This window comes from Cupriavidus sp. H39, assembly GCF_050271075.1.
Taxonomy (GTDB): Bacteria; Pseudomonadota; Gammaproteobacteria; order Burkholderiales; family Burkholderiaceae; genus Cupriavidus; species Cupriavidus necator_B.
Map to the genome: position 1 here is coordinate 41,494 of NZ_CP189845.1, position 18,451 is coordinate 59,944.

Sequence of the window (18,451 nt, forward strand, 5' to 3'; positions counted from 1 at the left end):
ATAGGCTGCGCGCGTTGTTCTGGATGTCTCAAGAGGGCTCAGAGGCGTTCGATGACCGTGGCCACGCCCATGCCGCCGGCCACGCACAGCGTGGCCACGCCGTAGCGCTGCTGCCGGCGCTCCAGTTCATCGAGCAGGGTGCCGACGATGATTGCGCCTGTGGCACCGATAGGATGGCCCATGGCGATGGAACCGCCATTGACGTTAATCTTCTGCAGCGGCACGTCGAGCGTCTTGGCAAAATGCAGCGGCACCGCGGCAAAGGCTTCGTTGACCTCGAACAGATCGACCTGGTCGGCGCGCAGGCCGGCCTTGGTCAGCGCCTTCTGCGTGGCCGGCACCGGGCCGGTCAGCATGAGCGTGGCTTCCACCGAGGCGAGGCCGGTGCCCAGGATGCGCGCGCGTGGGCGCAGGCCAAGTTCCTGCCCGATGCGCTCGCTGCCGATCAGCACCAGGCCGGCGCCATCGACGATGCCCGAGGAATTGCCGGCGGTGTGCACGGCATCGATGCGGTCGAGCTCCGGATACCGCTGGCGGGCCACCACCGCGTTGGCCGCGCCAGTTGAGCCGCCAAAGGCCGGCTTGAGCGATGCCAGCGAGGCCGAGGTGGTTTCTGCGCGAATGTATTCGTCGTGATCCAGCACCACCAGCCCGCTGGCATCACGCACCGGTACCAGCGAGCGCGAGAAATGCCCCTCGCGCCGGGCCGCGGCTGCCAGCGCCTGCGAGCGCAGCGCGTACTCGTCGAGCTGTTCGCGGCAAAAGCCGTGCATCGCGGCGACCATATCGGCACTGAACCCCTGCGGCACATAAGCGATCTTCAGGCTGGTGGCCGGGTCATAGATCCAGGCACCGCCGGAGGCGCCGAGGCCCAAGCGCGACATCGACTCCACGCCGCCGGCGACGATCAGGTCATGCCAGCCCGAGCGGATCTTTTCCGCGGCGATATTGAGCGCTTCCAGGCCCGCGCCGCAGAAGCGCTGCAGCGCCATGCCGGGCACCTGGGTCCAGCCGCCCGGTGCGCACAGCGCGGCGATGCGGGGCAGGCAGGAGCCCTGGTCACCGACCGCCGAGCTAATGCCCATGATGAGATCGTCCACGCGCCCCGGGTCAAGGTTGTGGCGCTTGCGCAAGGCTTCCAGCAATGTGACGACAAGATCAATCGGCTTGATTTCATACAGCGCGCCCGCGCCGGGCTTGCCCTTGCCGCGCGGGGTGCGAACGGCATCATAGATGAATGCGTCGGTCATCGTGTCTCCTAAAATTGAGATTAGTGTCTCGAAAATGTTTGCGGCGGTCAAACTTTTTGCTCATAATTTAGAAAAAGGAGAGTCAAAATGAAACGAAAGACTCAAATTCGAGAGCAACATCAGGGTTCACAGTCTGAAAGTGCCGAAAGCGGCTCAAGTGGTGCGCTGGCGCGCGGCATCGGCATCCTCCAGGCCTTCAGTCCCGAGACGCCGGAGTTAAATGCTCGCGACCTCATGGCTGCCACGGGGTTGCCGAGACCGACGCTGTTCCGTCTCGCCGCCACGCTGTGCGAGGCTGGCCTGCTGCGCTATGACGAGCTGACCGGCCGCTTCCAGCCGGCGCCGGGAATGGCGCGCCTCGCATCGCCTCTGCTAGCTCGAGTACACATCAGGCAACTGGCCTTCGGACCCATGCAAGCACTGGCTGATCGCGTCCGAGGACAGGTCTCGCTGGGGCTGGGCGCCGGGCTCGACCTGGTTTTCATCGAGCTGGCCCAAGCCAAGGAATGCGAGACGGTGCGTCCCGCGATGGGCAGTCATATTTCGCTGTCGCGCACGGCAAAGGGACGGGCCTACCTTTCGGCACTGCCGCCAGAACAGGGCCAGCGCTATATCGACGCAATGCTCGCCACCGATCCCGAACACGGTGCCTGGCTGGCCGATCGCATGTCGGACGCGCGCCGGGATTTGGATGAACGCGGCTTCTGCATCAGCCAGGGCGACCTGCAGCGCCAGCTCGATACAGTCGCCGTGCCGGTTCGGGCCAACACGCCAGAAGAGATCTATGTGTTCGCCTGCACCGTGCCGACCTTCGAGTTGCAGCCGGGACAGCTGGTGGATGACGTGGGTCCTCGCCTGGCCACGATGGCGCGCAGCATCGAAGCTGCTATGGGCATTTCCGCCACCACTTACAACTGACGGATGCCTGGTTGAACTAACGGAGCCCGCGGCTTGTACGCGTGCCGGACACAAAAGAGAGAAGAGACAATGGAGACACTTCAGACCGTAGACCGGCTCGCCCACTGGGCGCAGGTCCAGCCGGACAAGGCCGCCGTTCGACTGATCGACGGGGACGCGGCACTGGCCCTAACCTACGGGGAACTTGACGCGCGCGCCAACCGGGTCGCGCGATGGCTTATCGATGCTGGCCTGCAGGAGGGGGAGGGCATCGCCCTGCTGATGGAGAACCACCCGGCCATGTTCGCGCTAGCCTGGGGCGCGCGGCGTGCCGGGCTCTACTACACGCCGGTGAGCGCGCACCTGAATCCGTCGGAAGTGGATTACATCCTGCGCGACTGCGGCGCAAGGCTGCTGGTCGCCACGCGAAGGACCGCGGAACTGGCTGCGGCAACCGGTGACGGCTGGACCGGCGACAAGTATTTGCTAGACGGCGACGCACCGGGCTTCCTGTCCTTCGCACAAGCGCTTGCCGGCTACGACAGCGGCGCTCCGCTGCCCGAGCGCAAGGTGGGACGCGACTTCCTCTACTCCTCCGGCACCACCGGCAAGCCCAAGGGCATCCGGCGCCCGCTGGTGGCGTACGCCGACCGCTTCCGCGACGCCTATGACGCTGTGGTCTGGCGCGAATTCTTCGGCTTCGGCAGCGACACTGTCTACCTGACCATGGCGCCGCTTTATCACGCGGCGCCGATGCGCAGCGTGATGCGCAATATCGACTGGGGTGGTGAGAACATCGTGTCGAGCCGCTTCGACGCTGCACAGGCCCTTCGGCTGATCACACAATACCGCGTCACGCACAGCCAGTGGGTGCCGACAATGATGATCCGCCTGCTGGCGCTGCCCGATGCCACGCGCGCGCAGGCAGACCTGTCGAGCATGCGGGTGGCGATCCATGCCGCCGCGCCGTGTCCGCCGGACGTCAAGCTCCGCATGATCGACTGGTGGGGCAAGATCTGGTACGAGTACTACGGCGGGTCCGAAGGCATCGGCCTCACTGCCGTCGACAGTGAGCAGTGGCTGAGTAGGCCTGGCACGGTCGGTCCCGCGGTGCTGGGCAAGATCCACATCAAGGATGAGGCGGGCCAGGAGATGCCAGCAGGGCAGCAGGGCCGCGTCTGGTTCTCGGGCACGCCGCGCTTTGCCTACCATAACGATGCGAAGAAGACCGCGGACGCCTACGATGCACAGGGCTGTGCGACCTTTGGCGATATCGGCCACGTCGATGAAGACGGCTATCTCTATCTGTCCGGGCGCCGCACTGACCTGATCCTGTCCGGGGGTGTCAATATCTACCCGCTGGAGGTCGAGAACCTGCTCGCTACATACCCCGGCGTAGCGGATGTCGCCGTCATCGGCGTGCCACATCCGGAGTTCGGCGAAGCCGTCAAGGCGGTGATCGAGCTGCAGCCAACGCAGCAGGGCACCCCGGAGCTGGCCGAGGCGCTTATGGAGTTTTGCCGCCAGCATATCTCGCACGTCAAATGCCCCCGCAGCGTGGATTTCGTCACAACGCTGCCGCGGCTGGAGAACGGCAAGCTTTACAAGCGGCTGCTCATCAGTCAGTACGCCGCCGCCGCGGCGGCAGACCAGACAGCAGGCAACTGAGCCGCACGTCCCGCCAGTCCAGTCAATCATCATTCAAACGAGACATCCGATATGCGCACAGCCCTCCGTGAAGATCACGAACAGTTCCGCGACCAGGTTCGCAAATTCATCCAGCGCGAGATCGCGCCCAACCACCACGAATGGGAAAAGGCCGGCTGCGTCCCGCGCGAGACCTGGCTCAAGGCCGGCCGCGAAGGCCTGCTGCTTTGCGCCATTCCCGAGCAGTACGGCGGCGGCGGTGGCGACTTCGGGCATTCCATCGTCGTTATCGAGGAACTGATGCGCGTGCTGGCCACCGGTCCGGGCTTTCCGCTGCATTCCGACATCGTCGCGCCCTACATCCTCGCGTACGGCACCGAGGCGCAGAAGGAACGCTGGCTGCCGCCGATGGCGCGCGGCGAGAAGATCGGCGCCATCGCCATGACTGAGCCTGGTATCGGCAGCGACCTGAAATCGCTGCGCACCACCGCGCGGCGCGACGGTGACAGCTATGTCATCAACGGCCAAAAGACATTCATCACCAACGGCTCCAATTCTGACGTGGTGATTGTGGCGTGCAAGACCGATCCCGCCGCTGGCACGCGTGGTATCAGCCTCATCGTGGTGGAAGGCGGCACGCCTGGTTTTACCAAGGGCCCGCTGCTGGAGAAGATCGGCCTGAAGGCGCAGGACACGGCTGAGCTTTTCTTCGACGAAGTTCGCGTGCCGGCCGTCAACCTGTTGGGCGAAGAAGGCAAGGGCTTCAGCTACCTGATGCACCAGCTGGCGCAGGAGCGACTCATGATCGCAGTGCGCAGCCCGATCGTGATGGAGACCATGCTGGAAGACACCATTGCTTATACCAAGAGCCGCAAAGCCTTTGGGCAGCCGGTGTTTGACCTGCAGAACACGCGCTTCAAGCTGGCGGAAATCAAGGCGAAGACGGTGGCCTGCCGCATTTTTGTCGATCACTGCATCGCACTGCATTTCGAGAAGAAGCTGTCGACCGATATGGCGGCCATGGCCAAGCTGTATGCCTCCGAGGCGCAGGGGCAGGCGGTCGACGAACTGCTGCAGTTGCACGGTGGCTACGGTTTCATGCGCGAGTATGGGATCGCGCGTGCCTTCGTGGACAGTCGCGTGCAGCGGATCTATGGCGGCACGTCGGAGATCATGAAGGAGATCATCGGCCGTAGCCTGTAATCTGGAAGAACCGGCGGTCGGTCACCCGGGATCGGCGGCGGCCGTCATCGCAAACGGCAGAGGGGCGCGTCATGCCGATGCTTGTTGGAGGGGGCAAAGAATGCTGTCGGGAATAAAAGTTGTGGAGATCTGCGGTATCGGGCCAGGGCCGTTCTGTGCCATGCACCTTGCCGATCTCGGCGCAGACGTCATTGCGGTCGAACGCCCGCAAGGCCAGTCGGCACCTGATGGCCAGCTGTTGAACCGTGGCAAGCGCTCGATCGTCGCAGACCTGAAGACCCCGGAGGGCCGCGACATTGTCTTGCGGCTGATCGAGGGTGCCGATGTGCTGATCGAGGGTATGCGACCGGGGATCATGGAGCGCCTAGGCCTTGGCCCGGATGCGTGCATGGCGCGCAATCCACGGCTGGTCTTCGGCCGCATGACCGGCTGGGGCCAGACCGGTCCCCTGGCCCAGGCTGCTGGGCACGATAACAACTACATCTCGCTATCCGGTGCGCTGTACTACGCCGGCAGGGCAGCGGAACCGCCTTCATCCCCCTTCACTGTCATCGGTGACGTCGGCGGTGGCGCGCTCTATCTTGCGGTGGGCATCCTGTCCGGCGTCCTAAATGCGCGCAGAACTGGGAAGGGCACCGTAGTGGACGCGGCAATCGTTGACGGGTCAGCCCATATGCTCCAGTTGATCCTGAGCGCAAGTCGCAAGGGTTTCATCGGCGGTGAGCGGGGGGGCAACATTCATGACAGCTCGCATTTTTACTCAACCTATCGCTGCGCTGACGGTGGCTACATCACGGTTGGCTCGATAGAGCCCCAGTTCTACGCATTGCTCCTGGAGCATCTCGACCTTGCCGGCGATCCGCGCTACAGCGCGCAATGGGACCGCCAGCAGTGGCTGGCATTGCACGGGCATCTGACCGGGATCTTTGCCAGCAAGAACCGAGCCGAATGGTGTGCGTTGCTGGAAAGCACCGATGTCTGCGTCGCCCCCGTCCTCAGTCCGGAGGAAGCAGCCAGACATCCGCACAACGTAGCGCGGGGCATCTTCTTTGAGGGCGATGGCCAGCTTCAAGCAAGCCCAGCCCCACGGTTCCACGGAAGGACCAGGACACCTGGTCCGATACCAAGGCGAGGGCAGCATACCGAGGAAATTGAGAACGCACTCAATACCCCGGGACATGACCAGCTCTGGCGCAACTGAAGCCGGTCCGACAATTCTGGCGCGAGCGACTGTGGGGAACAACTCAAGTTTGAAGCCTTGGGCATGCTTGAACTGCTGCTCGAACACGGTGAAGCGCACTATGCGCGCATTAGGGGCGAGCTCGGCATCGTTCAGATGTCAAACCTCAATCTCAGCAAGGATCTTAAATGGACTTCCAATTTTCCGAAGAGCAAAAATCCATCGTGGAGGCCGTGCAGGCGGTCTGCGCGCGATTCGACATGGACTACTGGGACCAGCTCGACAGGTCTGGCACCTATCCGCATGAGTTCTACAAGGCGCTGTGCGAGGGCGGGTGGCTGGGCGTGGCGATGCCGGAAGCGTTCGGCGGCGCCGGCCTGGGCATTCTGGAAGCCGCCCTGGTGACGCAGACCATCTCGCAGTCGGGCGCGGCTATGACCGGAGCATCGGCAGTGCATATGAACGTGTTCGGCCTGAATCCGGTGGTGGTGTTCGGCACCGAGGAACAGAAAGGCCGCTTCCTGCCGCCGCTGATCGCGGGGCAGGAGAAAGCCTGCTTTGGCGTAACCGAGCCGGATGCGGGGCTCGATACGACCAGGCTCAAGACCTTCGCCAAAAAGGTGCCGGGGGGTTATTCGGTGAGCGGCCGCAAGATGTGGATCTCCACCGCGCAGGTGGCGGACCGAATGTTGCTGCTGGCGCGCACGCAGACGCTGGAATCGGTGAAGAAGCCGACGGAAGGCCTTTCGCTGTTCTATACCAAGGTAGACCGCAGCAAGATCGAGATCCGCGAGATCGACAAGATGGGCCGCGCTGCTGTCGACACCAACATGCTGTTCATCGACGACCTGTTCATTCCGGAGGAAGACCGCATTGGGGAGGAAGGGCGCGGCTTTGAATACATCCTGCACGGGCTTAACCCGGAGCGTATCCTGATCGCGTCCGAAGCTGTCGGCCTGGGTCGCGCCGCGCTGGCCATCGCCACGCAATATGCCAAGGAGCGCGTCGTGTTCGGCCGTCCCATCGGCATGAACCAGGGGGTGCAGCATCCGTTGGCGCAGGCATGGATGCAACTCGAAGCGGCCAACCTGATGATGCTCAAGGCCGCCGCCCTCTACGACGCTGGCGAGCCCTGCGGCGCCGAGGCCAACACCGCCAAGTACCTGGCCGCAGAAGCGGGACACAACGCTTGCCAGACCGCCATCCTGACGCTGGGCGGCATGGGCTATTCGCGCGAGTACCGCGTCGAGCGATTGCTGCGCGAGTCGTATATTCCGCGAATCGCGCCAGTCAGCCCGCAACTCATCATGTGCTTCATCGCCGAACGCGTGCTGGGTCTGCCGAAATCATACTGACTTCCCGCTGGACCACCTATGGCCGCCACGGCTCGCGTTCGATGTGCGAGCCTCTAGCGCATGACCGGCGCCGCGATTTTTCGCGGCGTTGACACCGATCGCGACAATCGATCGGGGATTGATTCCATCAAGAAGGATAGGACAACCGATATGAAGCTCGAAAACATGTCTGCCGTGGTTACCGGGGGCGCCTCCGGCCTGGGGCTGGCCACTGCGCGCCGCCTGCTTGAGCGCGGGGTCGCGGTGGTAATCGCGGATCTGTCGGCGGAGCGGGGCGCGGCAGCCATGCAGGTACTTGGCGACAAGGCGCGATTCGTGCAGGCGAACGTCTGCGAACCCGAGCAGATGGACCGCGTATATGACACTGCCGAATCGCTCGGCACACTGCGCGCGCTGGTCCATTGTGCGGGCCTGGGCGGTACCGTTCGGCTGGTCGAAAAGGATGGCAGCCCCGGATCGCTGGAGAAATACGAGTCGATCGTGCGGATCAACTTGATTGGCACCTTCAACTCGCTGCGACTCGCTGCTGCGCGCATGGCAAAGAACGAGCTTGTCGACGGGGAGCGCGGTGCCTGCGTGCTGACCGCCTCGGTGGCTGCCTACGAAGGTCAGATTGGCCAGATTCCATATGCATCGGCCAAGGCCGGCGTGGTTGGCATGACGCTGGTGGCGGCTCGCGATTTGGCGCAGCGCATGATCCGCGTATGCACCATTGCGCCGGGCGTCTTCGATACCCCCATCCTGGATCGCCTGCCGGAGCAGGTGCGCGCGGCCCTCAGCGCGTCCGTTCCACACCCCGGACGCCTTGGCAGACCCGACGAGTTTGCTTCGACCGCCTTGCATATTCTTGAGAATCCCATGCTCAACGGCGAGACCATCCGTCTCGACGGTGCCATTCGCATGACGCCGCGTTGAGGGCACGGCGGTAGCTTCTGTCAAGGCGCCTGAAGCGCTTCCCGGGAGGTAACAGATGTGCCTTCCGGGATGTGATGCGCTTCGTGATCTTGCAAGAGGCGGATCGATCCGGCCGGCCAGTGGCTTGACAACAACACGATGAAGTGGAGGAGAAGACCATGCATTCCAAGCTGTTCGGTTTCGCTTTGATCAGGGCAATGCTGGCATTGCTGCTGGCGGCCCCATCCTTTCCCGCCAACGCGGCGCTGGCCGAGCCAGCCTGGCCGGAGCGGCCTGTCACCATTATCGTTCCGGGCGCCCCAGGCGGGACCATCGACATTCCAACCCGCCTGGTGGCACAGAAGCTTGCCGGCTTGCTGGGTCAGCCAGTCATCGTTGACAACCGCCCGGGTAGCGGCGGCATCATTGGTGCCCAGGCTTTGCTCCGGGCGCCGGCCGACGGCTACACCTTGGTTGCAGGCAACACTGGTTCCCACGCCATCAACTACAGCGCCTACAGGCAACTGCCTTATCGCCCGACGGATTTCATTCCGCTTACCGATCTGATCGTGTTCCCGAACGTGCTGGTGGTCAACGCGCAGTCTTCGATCAGGACGGTGGCGGATCTGATTGCGCAACTCAAGAGCCGGCCGGGACAGCTCAGCTTCGCCTCCGCCGGAATCGGCCAGACAACGCACCTGAGCGGCGAAATGTTTGGCATGCGCACTGGCACAGATGCCATTCACGTGCCCTACCGCGGCTCGGTCCCGGCTACCACCTCGCTCGTTGCCGGCGAGACCACCTTCATGTTCGACAACCTGACGCAAGCGCTGCCGCATATCCGCGCTGGCAAGTTGCGTGCGCTGGCGGTCACCAGTGCCGAACGCTTGTCCAGTCTTCCCGATGTGCCGACCATGTTGCAGGCAGGAATCAGTGACTTCGTGGTGACGGGCTGGGCCGGATTTTTTGTCTCGGCCAAGACTCCTCCGGCCATCGTCACCAAGCTGCAGGACAGCCTGATCAAGGCCATGCACGATCCGGAAGTCGTGGCCAAGATCAAAGACATGGGCAGCATCCCCGGCGGCCAACCGCAGCCAAAGTTCGCTGCGTTCGTCAACAGCGAGCAGCGGCTTTGGGGCCAAATCGTCCGCCATTCCAATCTCAGCCTTGACTAATCTGCAAACCGGGCCGCGTGCGGCAGCCGCCGCGTGGCACCGAGAGCAGCCTGGCGGGGCATCGCGCTATTCTGGAAGACACCATGACCGAAGGAAAGATCTCTATTACTGAAATGCTCCGCGCTGGTACGCCGGGGACGCATGCAGGCGTGCCGGAGGGCTTTGTCGCCTTGGAAAAGCTCGGCGGCTACATGGCTGACTTCGGGCAACTCTACATTGACGCGGAGCGCCGAATCCTGGCGCTGCGCATCGGTGAAAATCATCTGAATAACCTCGGCATTCCCCACGGCGGCATGCTCGCGACGCTCGCGGATATGGCGATTGGCATGATGATGTCGCTGGAGACCGGGCGCACGAAGAGCGCCGTTACAGTGAACCTGAGCCTGGACTATCTGGATTCGGCACGGCTTGGTGACTGGGTGGAAGCGCACGTGGAATTCGACAAGCTCGGCTCGCGCCTGCGTTATGGCACCTGCCGGATGTTCTGCGGTGAACGTTATCTGCTGCGAGCGACGGCGATATTTTCCGTGCTGGCGCCGCGGGTTTAGCCCAGACTGTTTCGTTGCTTTTGGCTTTGCGACAAAGGTGGAGCCTTCCGTTGTTAGTCCATTCCGCAGCAAGAACAAGGCACTGGTGCGCCTGACGATCACGCAGTCCGAGCTGTTTTCAGGCTGGACCTGGGAAAGGTCAGGGACAGTCTCATCAAGACCACTGAAATTCTCGTGATGGAAGCCGGCTCCTGCTTTGCACAAGTCGGGGAATGGACGAAATCCCTGTATCTGCTTGCCAGCGGATCGGTCAGGCTGACCCGCCAACTGTCAGCCGGACTCTTGCTGGGCGGGCCGGCTTCTTCTGCCGCGAGATTTCCACAGTCTGTCGGCATTGGATCACTCGCCGAAGTTGGGCTCATCGATGCGCAGACCATGCGCGAGTTCGGCCATTCTCACGAAAATTGGAGCCTAACTGAACTTGATGTGGTTCAGTCTAATGAGACTATCCTAAGCTAGCCTCCGTTGCAGCAGCATGTACGCTGCCGCGCCCAGCGCCAGCACCGCAATCAACCGATAGATATCCTCGCAAGCAATTAGCTTGGCCTGCTGCTCGATCATCCCGTTCAGTTGCGCAAGCGCGCCCAGATGGGCCTGGGCCGCATCGAAGCCGCGCGCGGCCAATGCCGCCTGCATGGCAGCCATCCAGTGTTCGGTCTCGGCAGGGCGCTGACCCACGGCGTGCAGCAGGCTGTCTTGCACCGCGAACTGGCGGTTCTGGAGCAGCACCGCACCCAGCGCCGAGGCAAATGAGCTGGCGACTTGCCGCATTAGGTTCTTGCTGCGGTAGCCATGGCCGAATTCATCGGGATCCAGCGCCAGGAACGTCAGCCCGGCAATGGGGATGATCACCAGCACGCCGAACAGGCCCTTGCCGACCAGCCCCCATGCCAGCGCCGGCGGACCGGCGTCGGGCGGCATCTGCGAGAACCACCATGCCGTGGCGGCCATCAGCACCAGGCCGGCGACCATCAGCGGCTTCTTGCGCGTCAAGTGCGGCGCCACATGCAGGTAGACGAAGATGCCGGCAAGGCTGACCAGCGCGGCAAAGGTATTGAGCCAGCCGGTGGTGGCCAGCGGGATCTTGAGCGCCTGCTCGGCATAAATCGGGAACAGGTAGCCGCTCAAATTGCTGATCATGTAGTACACGAAGTACATCGCCAGGCCAGTTAGGTACACGGGGTGGCGCAGGGCGCGCAGGCGCAGCACGGGTTCGCTGTGGTGCCACTGGTGCAACAGGAACACGGCCAGCAGCGCCAGGCCCGCGGCGGCCACCAGTGCGAGCCGCAGTGGGTGCGAAAAGACGTCGAAGCGCGCCTCGGTCAGCGCCGCCTGCAAGGTCACGATGGCGGCGCCGAACAGCAGCAGCGGCCCGAGCGCGGGGCTGCCGGTATCGGTGCGCGGCTCCGCATCCGGCAACAGCAGCCAGGCACCCAGCGTGGCCAGTGCGGCGAACGGCAGCACGCCGTAGAACACGTCCTGCCATACGCCATGGTCGATCAACTCGGCGGCGAAGGCCGGGCCCAGCGCCGAAGCCAAGAAGATGCCGATCATGAAAATGCGGGTGGCGCGTGGGCGCGCCGTCGGGCCGAACAGCATGTTGACCAGGATGCGGCAGCTGGTGAACAGTGCGCCGCCGCCCACACCCTGGATAAAGCGCGCCATCACCATCTGCGGCAGCGCATGGCTGGTTGCGGCCACGACCGTGCCGGCCATGAACAGCAGCAGCGCCCCCGTCAGGTAGTGGCGGTAGCCGAACCGGCGCGACAGCCATTGCTGCTTTAGGATCATCAGCATGCTACCCACGGCGTAGGCCGCCTGCACCAGCGCGAAGCTGCGCGGGTCGGCGTCGAGGCCGCCGACGATATGGCTGGAGGCGAACACGAACATGATGTTCTCGAGGAACTCCACGCCGGTGGCCAGTGCCAGCAGCATCATCAGGAGGGTCTGGCGCTGCCGGTGGCTCAGCCAGCGCAGCCACCGCATGCTGACGCGCAATCGCCACAGAGGCTGCCAGGGTGAGCCGGGATTCATGACTGGAGCCCCTCCAGGGTCTGGTGCAATTGGGTCAGCGCACGCGTGGCGCTGGCCAGACCGCCTGCGCCGAGCGGCGCCCAGGTCTCGCCGTAGGCGGCATGCACTGCCGGCGCAGCGCGTTCAAGCAGCCGGCGGCCGGCAGGGGTCAGGGTCAGCTCCAGGCTGCGCCGGTCGCTGGCCGACGCCCGCCGGCGCAGCAGTCCGCGCGCTTCCAGACCGTCCAGCAGCCGCGTCATCTGCGTGCGGGTGGCGTCGAGCGTGGCGCCCAACTCGGACGGGATGCTGGGATCGCCCTCGTCGGCGGCCAGCATGCTCAACACCAGATACTGACTCATATCCAGTTCAAAGGCTGCCAGGGCCTGGTCGATATGGCCGCGCAGCAGGCGCGCGGTGCGCAGCAGCAGCCGCGAGGCTAGGATCAGGTCGCGCGGGGCCTCGGGGTGGCTGGCGCAGAAACGGTGGATACGTTGTTCGAACGACATGGCAGGAGTCTCAAACCGCCTGCGGCGGATCAATGATGGGCAATAAAATTTCAAATGTAATTATATCAAATGGAGCTAATTGCGTCAGACCCGTCACCGTTGGCGGTGATTTGGATAGCTCCGGCGTCGCGCTGCAGGACGGCACGTCTGGTGGCTATGTCGGCAGATGGGGCACTTACCAATGGAGCCGACAGATAGCCGACACTTGCCCGGCAAGACCAGCGCTCGGCAACACTGATCAATGCCAACGGCGTCACGCTGGGCGGCAACGGCGACGTACAGTTTGTGGATGGACGCCAACACGGCAGGCGCTCAATGAGCTCAGACCGCGCGATGGAGAGCGCCGCCGGCCAGGCATTAAATAATGCGGGTGGTCAGGCCCATAGGGCCCCGGCTTCACCGAAAATGGCGCGGACGGTGCACTCAGCAACGTTAGCGGTAGCATTGCCTTCGCCGGGAACAGCGCTATCAACTGCGCCTGCGCCCAGCCGAACGCTGCCGGGGCGCGCCAAGCGTACAGCCCGCACGGCGTGCGCTCGAACAGCAGCGTGCCTGCCTCGCCTCCCAAGCTGCGCCAGTGTCTTGGACAGGCCGGACCGGCTCGTGCCGAGTGTGTCGGCGCGCGATCAAGTCCGTGCGGAAGCGTACCGGCTGCGTCAACAGCACAGGGCTCCGCGGCCGACCAGCGTCAAGGGCGTGTCTGCCACGCCTTCGCAAGAGTCGAGGCCGATCTCCGTGGCAACGTCGGGCTTGCCGTAGGTCGCTTCGAAATCTCGCGTATCTGCGCGGCGACACGCTTAGCCGACGTCTCGCTTCGACGCGTCCGTCGATGGCGTCGTAGAAAACAGACCCTGGCAGGGGCGCTTGCGCAGCAGCTCTTCGAACTCGTTGGGAAAGGCTGGTCGGCCATATCGACGCGGAAGGATACTCGCGCCTCCAGCCGCCATGTCGGAATGCCACCGTCGAAACTATCGAACCGCTCCCGGATCGAGTCGCCTCACGCTCGAAACCCCGGAACGCCAGGGATGATGTCATTCAGGAAATCAAGCGAGTATGCGCGGGCGGCAGATCGCCAGCCTCGGCAGCGGACTCGGGAAGGTCCGCCGGGTAGGTTAGAACCAAAACCCTCGCTATTTCGTCTTGTTTGACTAATTCAGCGGGACTGTCCCCCTCAGATGAACGCGGACTATTGCGGAATCAAACGCCAGATCTCCTTACCATCCGTAGCAGTCCCATCTTGTCCATCAAGAAATCGATGAAGACGATAGTGGCACGCGACTGATAACGGTTGGGCATGTACATCAGGTAGATGTGGTTCCGATTGATGCTGAACTGATATTCGGGAAGCACCTGTACCATCTCACCTGCCTGGGCACGCGACCGGGCCACGTATTCGGGCACTAAGCCCACGCCGAGGCCGCTCAGGATGCAATCCAGCACAAAGGGATAGCTGCGCGACATGAGGGTTGGAACAAAGTCAATCTCCTCCTCGTGGTCGTTTTTAGCCGCCGTCATGCGCACACGACCATTTATCCCACCTGAAGTGATGATAGGGGTGCGCCTGAGCTCTGCCAGAGTCTGCGGCAAACGATGCTGGGAAGCCCATTGCGAGCAAGCACACAATGTGTAACGGACCGGCCCCAAATCCCTAGCCACCACCATGGGCGGAGGCTCCGGAGTGACGCGGATTGCAACGTCCACCCCGTCCTTAACGAGGTTGTCGATGAAGTTCTCCAGACGCACGTCCAGAATGATGCCAGGGTGCTTCTTCTTGAACTCAATGAGCCAGGGCCCCATGACCAACTCCCCGAAGCCGGTAGGCGCGCTCAAGCCAATTTTGCCTGCCAGCCTATCGTCGCTTTCGCTCGCGCTCACGGCATCGCGCATCAGCGCCGATTCATGCACGATGTTCCTGGCATGCTCATAGACCTGCTGGCCCATGTTGGTGAGCTCCACACCCTGGGGTGTGCGACGCAACAATTCGGCATCCAGTGCTTTTTCCAGCTGGGCGATGTGATAGCTGACATTGGCGCGCGACATGCTCAGGGCGCGAGCCGCCTGGCTGAGATTTCCTCTATCAACGATTTCCACAAAGATGGTGAGCGCTTGTAGATCCATTCTGGCGCCGCATTTCTTCAAGACGGCTACGTTCAATCCCGCGACCAGTTTTGCGGCGATCACCAAGATATACGACCTGCCCAACGTGATCGCGATCAACAAATCTTCGTTGCCGGACGTGACCGATCTGAAATCGCTGTTTGCCAAATCCAAGGCAAGCGCGCAGCCTTTGATGTACACCAGCTCGGGAACTGGTAGTTCAGGTCATCTGAGCATGGAACTGATGAAGTCCAAGGGCTTCACCAACATGCAGCACGTGGCCTACAAGGGCAGCGCGCCTGCGATGAATGACACACTGGGTGGCGTGGTGCCGGTGATATATGCAGACATGGTCACCGCTTTGCCGCAGATCAAGGGCGGCCGCCTGAAGGCGGTGGCCGTGGGCACGGCCAAGCGTGCAAAGGTGCTGCCCGATGTTCCCACCATGGCCGAGCAGGGATTTGGTGGCTACGAGGCATCCTCTTGGGGCGGCCTGGTGGCCCCGAAAAACACGCCTCAGAACATCATCGACCGGGTCAGTAAAGAATCGCAACAGATTTTGGCCAGCGACGAAATAAACGAACGCTTCGAGAGAATCGGCGTTCTTCCAGCCTTTCTCACCTCGGTCAAGACGCAGGAGTTACTGCTGTCCGACTTTACGCGTTGGGGCAAGGTGATCAAGGACAACAACCTCTCGGCCGAATAGCCCTTCGCGGCATCGAAACAGATCGCCCGTCCAGTTGCGGGCGCAGGCAAGTCACGCTTTCGTAAAGCGACAAAAATCGACCGCATCATGAAGACACGCATCACAGATCTGCTCGGCATCCGCTATCCCATCATTCAGGGTGGAATGCAGTGGGTGGCCCGAAGCCCGCTGGTCGCAGCCGTATCCGACGCCGGCGGACTCGGGGTGCTCACTGCGCTGACACAGCCCTCGCCCGAAGAACTGCGCAAGGAAATTCACAAAACCCAGACACTTACGTGCGCGCCGTTCGCGGTGAACCTGACGTTCCTGCCAGCACAGAACAAACCGCCGTATGACGAATTCATCGACGTCATCATCGAATGTGGCATCGGGATCGTGGAAACCGCGGGCAACAACCCCAAGGAATACCTGAGTCGGCTGCACCAGGCCGGCGTCAAGGTCATTCACAAATGCACATCAGTACGACATGCGCTTTCGGCCCAGAAGATTGGGGTGGATGCGGTCTCGATCGACGGGTTCGAGTGCGCGGGTCATCCTGGCGAAGACGATGTTCCGGGGCTGGTACTGATACCCGCTGCGGTCAAGGTCCTCGACATACCAGTCGTCGCCTCGGGCGGTATCGCTACCGGTGCGGGCATGGCCGCGGCGCTGGCGCTAGGTGCCGAGGGCATTAACATGGGAACGCGCTTTTTGGCCACGAAGGAATCCCCTGTCCACGATGATCTAAAGCAAGCGCTGGTCAGCGCCAAGGAGACGGATACGCAACTGGTGCTACGCACCTTGAACAACAGTTCCCGTGCGCTCAGAAGCAGCGTGACACAAGCTGTGGTGGACATCGAGCGTCGCCCCGGAGGTTGTCAATTTGAAGACCTGCGCCACCTCGTCACTGGACAGCGTGGCAAGGCGGCGCTTGAGTCGGGCGACATTGACGATGCCGTGATTGCTGCGGGGCAGTGCGTCGGGCTCATCGACGACGTGCCCTCCTGTCAGGAGCTGATAGACCGCATGGTGCGCGATTGCCGTGACGCCTTCGCGCGGGGAAGCGGGCTGTTTCTTTCCTGATCTTGACATCTGCAACGGACGCCCATGTTTCATCCCATACGCCCCATACGTAGCCTCGCGGACATTGAGATCATCGAGAAAACGCCGCTGGATGTGCTGAGCCAGCCCCAATCCACTTATGCCCTGTTTGAGGCCTCGGCCCGCGGTCATGGTGCAGGCGCCGCTCTGACCTTCCTCAAGACGGCCGATGTCAATGCGGACCCTGATCGCTACACCTACGCGCACCTGCTGAGCAAGATCAACCAGACGGCCAACGCGCTGCACAGTTTGGGCTTGGGTACCAGGACACCGTGGGCATCATGCTGCCCGGCTGCCCCGAATACCATTTCGCACAATGGGGCGGCGAAGCCACTGGCATCCAACCCATCAATCCCTTGCTCACGGCGGAGAAAATATCGTCGCTGTTGAACGCCACCCGTGCCAAGGTCCTGATTGCCTGGGCCGACCACGACGATGCGGGTATCTGGCGTAAGGTGGCGCAGCTCGCCACAGGCATCGAGCATGTTCTGTACGTAACCCACACGGGCGCCGTGCCTGATGCCAAAGGCATCAGCGCGTCCGTGCAGAGTTTCGCCGAACTCATTGCCCGCCACCCCGCGGACCGACTGCTCTCGAGCCGCACAATCGGTCCGGGTGATGTCGCGGCGTACTTCCATACCGGGGGCACCACCGGCTCGCCCAAGCTGGCGGCACAGACGCACGGGGCTCAGGTCTACACCGCCTGGGCTAGCGTACAGATGCAGGGTCTGACCTCGAACGACCGCACCATCAACGGCTATCCGCTGTTTAATGTGGCCGGGGTGTTGCCTGGCTCGCTGGCGTGCTTTTCTGCGGGTGCCGAGGTCATCATTCCCACCAAGGAACTGTTTCGCAACAAGGACGTTATCGCCAATTTCTGGCGGCTTGCAGACCACTATAGGCCCACCATCATGTCCGCGGTACCTACGGTGCTGTCGGCGCTCTCGGATATAGACCTGGGTGGGGCGGATATATCCTCCATCCGCTATTTCCGCACCGGTGCCGCGCCGCTCAGCGAAGAAACGGCGCGACGCTTCAAGAAGCACACTGGCTTGCACGTTCACGAAAGCCTGGGCATGACCGAGATGACTGGCATCTCCACCATCTCACCGCCAGGCGTGCATGCCAGCGTAGGCCACGTCGGCTTCAGGACGCCACATGCGTACATCCGCATCGGCAAGTTGGACGCTAACAGCAATCTCACGCCCGACGAAGCAGCGCCCGGCGAGACAGGCATGGTGCTGTTCAAGTCGCCAAATCTGTTTGCGGGCTACCTGGGCCAGATCGACAGAAAGAGTTATTTCACGGACGATGGATGGCTAATCTCGGGCGACCTTGGCTCGCTGTGCCCCAATGGTTTGCTCAAGCTGCACGGGCGCTCGAAAGATCTGATCATTCGTAGCGGCCACAACATTGATCCGCAAGTGATCGAACAAGCTCTGGAAAGGCATCCTGCCGTGAAAGCCTGCGCCGCGGTGGGCGCACCAGACCCCTATGCGGGCAAGGTTCCAGTGGCCTTCGTCACGCTTAAGGAAGGCCATATAGCAGATGCCGAATCTTTGCGCGACTTCGCCGCCCGGCACGTAGACGAACCACCTGCGCGCCCAAAGTACGTCGAAATCGTGTGCGCGCTACCCACCACCAACGTGGGCAAGGTCTTCAAGCCTGAACTGCGCGGCATGACCAAGCAGCGGTATCTGGAAAAAGAGCTGGCTACTATCATGCAGCGCAAACAGCTGCCTTCTCCTCTGTGGCCGAAAGTTCTCTTTAATGAGACCCGAGGTTTCGTTCTGCACGATCCGCGAGGCTGCCTCTCGAACGCGGACCTGCAAACTCTTCAACATCAGGTGCAATTCATCGGAGCAAATGTATGTGTAGAAGCCTGATACATCTGCTTGTG

At 62.4% G+C, this 18,451-nt stretch carries 15 protein-coding genes; 11 read left to right on the forward strand and 4 right to left on the reverse strand.

Annotation, left to right across the window (positions count from 1 at the left end):
- Positions 1-38 precede the first annotated feature (38 nt).
- Positions 39-1,250, reverse strand: a complete 1,212-nt coding sequence (locus ACOCMH_RS00150; RefSeq protein ID WP_427305997.1) for an acetyl-CoA C-acetyltransferase — start codon at positions 1,248-1,250, stop codon at positions 39-41.
- An 87-nt stretch (positions 1,251-1,337) separates the two neighbouring features.
- On the opposite strand from ACOCMH_RS00150, the gene ACOCMH_RS00155 reads away from it, so the two are divergent.
- The 8 genes from ACOCMH_RS00155 to ACOCMH_RS00190 all read left to right on the forward strand — a co-directional run bounded on the left by ACOCMH_RS00155 (position 1,338) and on the right by ACOCMH_RS00190 (position 10,149).
- On the forward strand, positions 1,338-2,168 hold the full coding sequence (locus ACOCMH_RS00155; protein WP_427305998.1) for an IclR family transcriptional regulator: 831 nt from the start codon (positions 1,338-1,340) through the stop codon (positions 2,166-2,168).
- 69 nt (positions 2,169-2,237) lie between these two features.
- On the forward strand, positions 2,238-3,815 hold the full coding sequence (locus ACOCMH_RS00160; RefSeq protein ID WP_427305999.1) for an AMP-binding protein: 1,578 nt from the start codon (positions 2,238-2,240) through the stop codon (positions 3,813-3,815).
- 51 nt (positions 3,816-3,866) lie between these two features.
- Positions 3,867-4,997: an acyl-CoA dehydrogenase family protein gene (locus tag ACOCMH_RS00165; RefSeq protein WP_427306001.1), complete on the forward strand. Its 1,131-nt coding sequence runs from the start codon at positions 3,867-3,869 to the stop codon at positions 4,995-4,997.
- Between the two features lie 100 nt (positions 4,998-5,097).
- Entirely contained in the window at positions 5,098-6,198 is a 1,101-nt protein-coding gene (locus ACOCMH_RS00170; protein WP_427306002.1) for a CaiB/BaiF CoA transferase family protein, read from the forward strand.
- 167 nt (positions 6,199-6,365) lie between these two features.
- On the forward strand, positions 6,366-7,532 hold the full coding sequence (locus ACOCMH_RS00175; RefSeq protein ID WP_427306003.1) for an acyl-CoA dehydrogenase family protein: 1,167 nt from the start codon (positions 6,366-6,368) through the stop codon (positions 7,530-7,532).
- Between the two features lie 150 nt (positions 7,533-7,682).
- Entirely contained in the window at positions 7,683-8,447 is a 765-nt protein-coding gene (locus tag ACOCMH_RS00180) for an SDR family NAD(P)-dependent oxidoreductase (RefSeq protein WP_427306059.1), read from the forward strand.
- Between the two features lie 158 nt (positions 8,448-8,605).
- Positions 8,606-9,601 (forward strand): Bug family tripartite tricarboxylate transporter substrate binding protein, encoded by a 996-nt coding sequence (locus ACOCMH_RS00185; protein WP_427306004.1) that lies wholly within the window; start codon positions 8,606-8,608, stop codon positions 9,599-9,601.
- A gap of 83 nt (positions 9,602-9,684) precedes the next feature.
- Positions 9,685-10,149, forward strand: a complete 465-nt coding sequence (locus tag ACOCMH_RS00190; protein ID WP_427306005.1) for a PaaI family thioesterase — start codon at positions 9,685-9,687, stop codon at positions 10,147-10,149.
- A 450-nt stretch (positions 10,150-10,599) separates the two neighbouring features.
- Here ACOCMH_RS00190 and ACOCMH_RS00195 read toward each other — a convergent pair whose 3' ends face one another.
- The 3 genes from ACOCMH_RS00195 to ACOCMH_RS00205 form a co-directional block, all read right to left on the reverse strand.
- On the reverse strand, positions 10,600-12,183 hold the full coding sequence (locus ACOCMH_RS00195) for an MFS transporter (protein ID WP_427306006.1): 1,584 nt from the start codon (positions 12,181-12,183) through the stop codon (positions 10,600-10,602).
- Positions 12,180-12,668 carry a MarR family winged helix-turn-helix transcriptional regulator gene (locus tag ACOCMH_RS00200; protein WP_427306007.1) on the reverse strand — a complete coding sequence of 163 codons (489 nt, stop codon included), beginning with the start codon at positions 12,666-12,668 and terminating at the stop codon, positions 12,180-12,182. Before ACOCMH_RS00200 ends, ACOCMH_RS00195 begins: the two co-directional genes overlap by 4 nt.
- Positions 12,669-13,865: 1,197 nt before the next feature.
- The gene (locus tag ACOCMH_RS00205) at positions 13,866-14,786 is read right to left on the reverse strand and encodes a LysR family transcriptional regulator (RefSeq protein WP_427306009.1); all 921 of its coding nucleotides are present in this window, start codon (positions 14,784-14,786) and stop codon (positions 13,866-13,868) included.
- On the opposite strand from ACOCMH_RS00205, the gene ACOCMH_RS00210 reads away from it, so the two are divergent.
- From ACOCMH_RS00210 to ACOCMH_RS00220, 3 genes are all read left to right on the forward strand, one after another.
- Positions 14,764-15,471: a Bug family tripartite tricarboxylate transporter substrate binding protein gene (locus ACOCMH_RS00210; protein ID WP_427306010.1), complete on the forward strand. Its 708-nt coding sequence runs from the start codon at positions 14,764-14,766 to the stop codon at positions 15,469-15,471. The genes ACOCMH_RS00205 and ACOCMH_RS00210 overlap by 23 nt on opposite strands.
- Before the next feature lie 87 nt (positions 15,472-15,558).
- A complete protein-coding gene (locus ACOCMH_RS00215) occupies positions 15,559-16,533 on the forward strand; it encodes an NAD(P)H-dependent flavin oxidoreductase (protein WP_427306011.1) in 975 nt (324 codons plus the stop codon).
- Positions 16,534-16,832: 299 nt separating this feature from the next.
- Positions 16,833-18,437 (forward strand): AMP-binding protein, encoded by a 1,605-nt coding sequence (locus ACOCMH_RS00220; protein ID WP_427306060.1) that lies wholly within the window; start codon positions 16,833-16,835, stop codon positions 18,435-18,437.
- Positions 18,438-18,451: the final 14 nt, after the last annotated feature.

What these genes read in the sequence shown, in the direction of transcription:
- ACOCMH_RS00150 (WP_427305997.1), bottom strand. Translation starts at nt 1,250, where the DNA reads ATGACCGACGCATTCATCTATGATGCCGTTCGCACCCCGCGCGGCAAG.
- ACOCMH_RS00155 (WP_427305998.1), top strand. Translation starts at nt 1,338, where the DNA reads ATGAAACGAAAGACTCAAATTCGAGAGCAACATCAGGGTTCACAGTCT.
- ACOCMH_RS00160 (WP_427305999.1), top strand. Translation starts at nt 2,238, where the DNA reads ATGGAGACACTTCAGACCGTAGACCGGCTCGCCCACTGGGCGCAGGTC.
- ACOCMH_RS00165 (WP_427306001.1), top strand. Translation starts at nt 3,867, where the DNA reads ATGCGCACAGCCCTCCGTGAAGATCACGAACAGTTCCGCGACCAGGTT.
- ACOCMH_RS00170 (WP_427306002.1), top strand. Translation starts at nt 5,098, where the DNA reads ATGCTGTCGGGAATAAAAGTTGTGGAGATCTGCGGTATCGGGCCAGGG.
- ACOCMH_RS00175 (WP_427306003.1), top strand. Translation starts at nt 6,366, where the DNA reads ATGGACTTCCAATTTTCCGAAGAGCAAAAATCCATCGTGGAGGCCGTG.
- ACOCMH_RS00180 (WP_427306059.1), top strand. Translation starts at nt 7,683, where the DNA reads ATGAAGCTCGAAAACATGTCTGCCGTGGTTACCGGGGGCGCCTCCGGC.
- ACOCMH_RS00185 (WP_427306004.1), top strand. Translation starts at nt 8,606, where the DNA reads ATGCATTCCAAGCTGTTCGGTTTCGCTTTGATCAGGGCAATGCTGGCA.
- ACOCMH_RS00190 (WP_427306005.1), top strand. Translation starts at nt 9,685, where the DNA reads ATGACCGAAGGAAAGATCTCTATTACTGAAATGCTCCGCGCTGGTACG.
- ACOCMH_RS00195 (WP_427306006.1), bottom strand. Translation starts at nt 12,183, where the DNA reads ATGAATCCCGGCTCACCCTGGCAGCCTCTGTGGCGATTGCGCGTCAGC.
- ACOCMH_RS00200 (WP_427306007.1), bottom strand. Translation starts at nt 12,668, where the DNA reads ATGTCGTTCGAACAACGTATCCACCGTTTCTGCGCCAGCCACCCCGAG.
- ACOCMH_RS00210 (WP_427306010.1), top strand. Translation starts at nt 14,764, where the DNA reads ATGGTGAGCGCTTGTAGATCCATTCTGGCGCCGCATTTCTTCAAGACG.
- ACOCMH_RS00205 (WP_427306009.1), bottom strand. Translation starts at nt 14,786, where the DNA reads ATGGATCTACAAGCGCTCACCATCTTTGTGGAAATCGTTGATAGAGGA.
- ACOCMH_RS00215 (WP_427306011.1), top strand. Translation starts at nt 15,559, where the DNA reads ATGAAGACACGCATCACAGATCTGCTCGGCATCCGCTATCCCATCATT.
- ACOCMH_RS00220 (WP_427306060.1), top strand. Translation starts at nt 16,833, where the DNA reads ATGCTGCCCGGCTGCCCCGAATACCATTTCGCACAATGGGGCGGCGAA.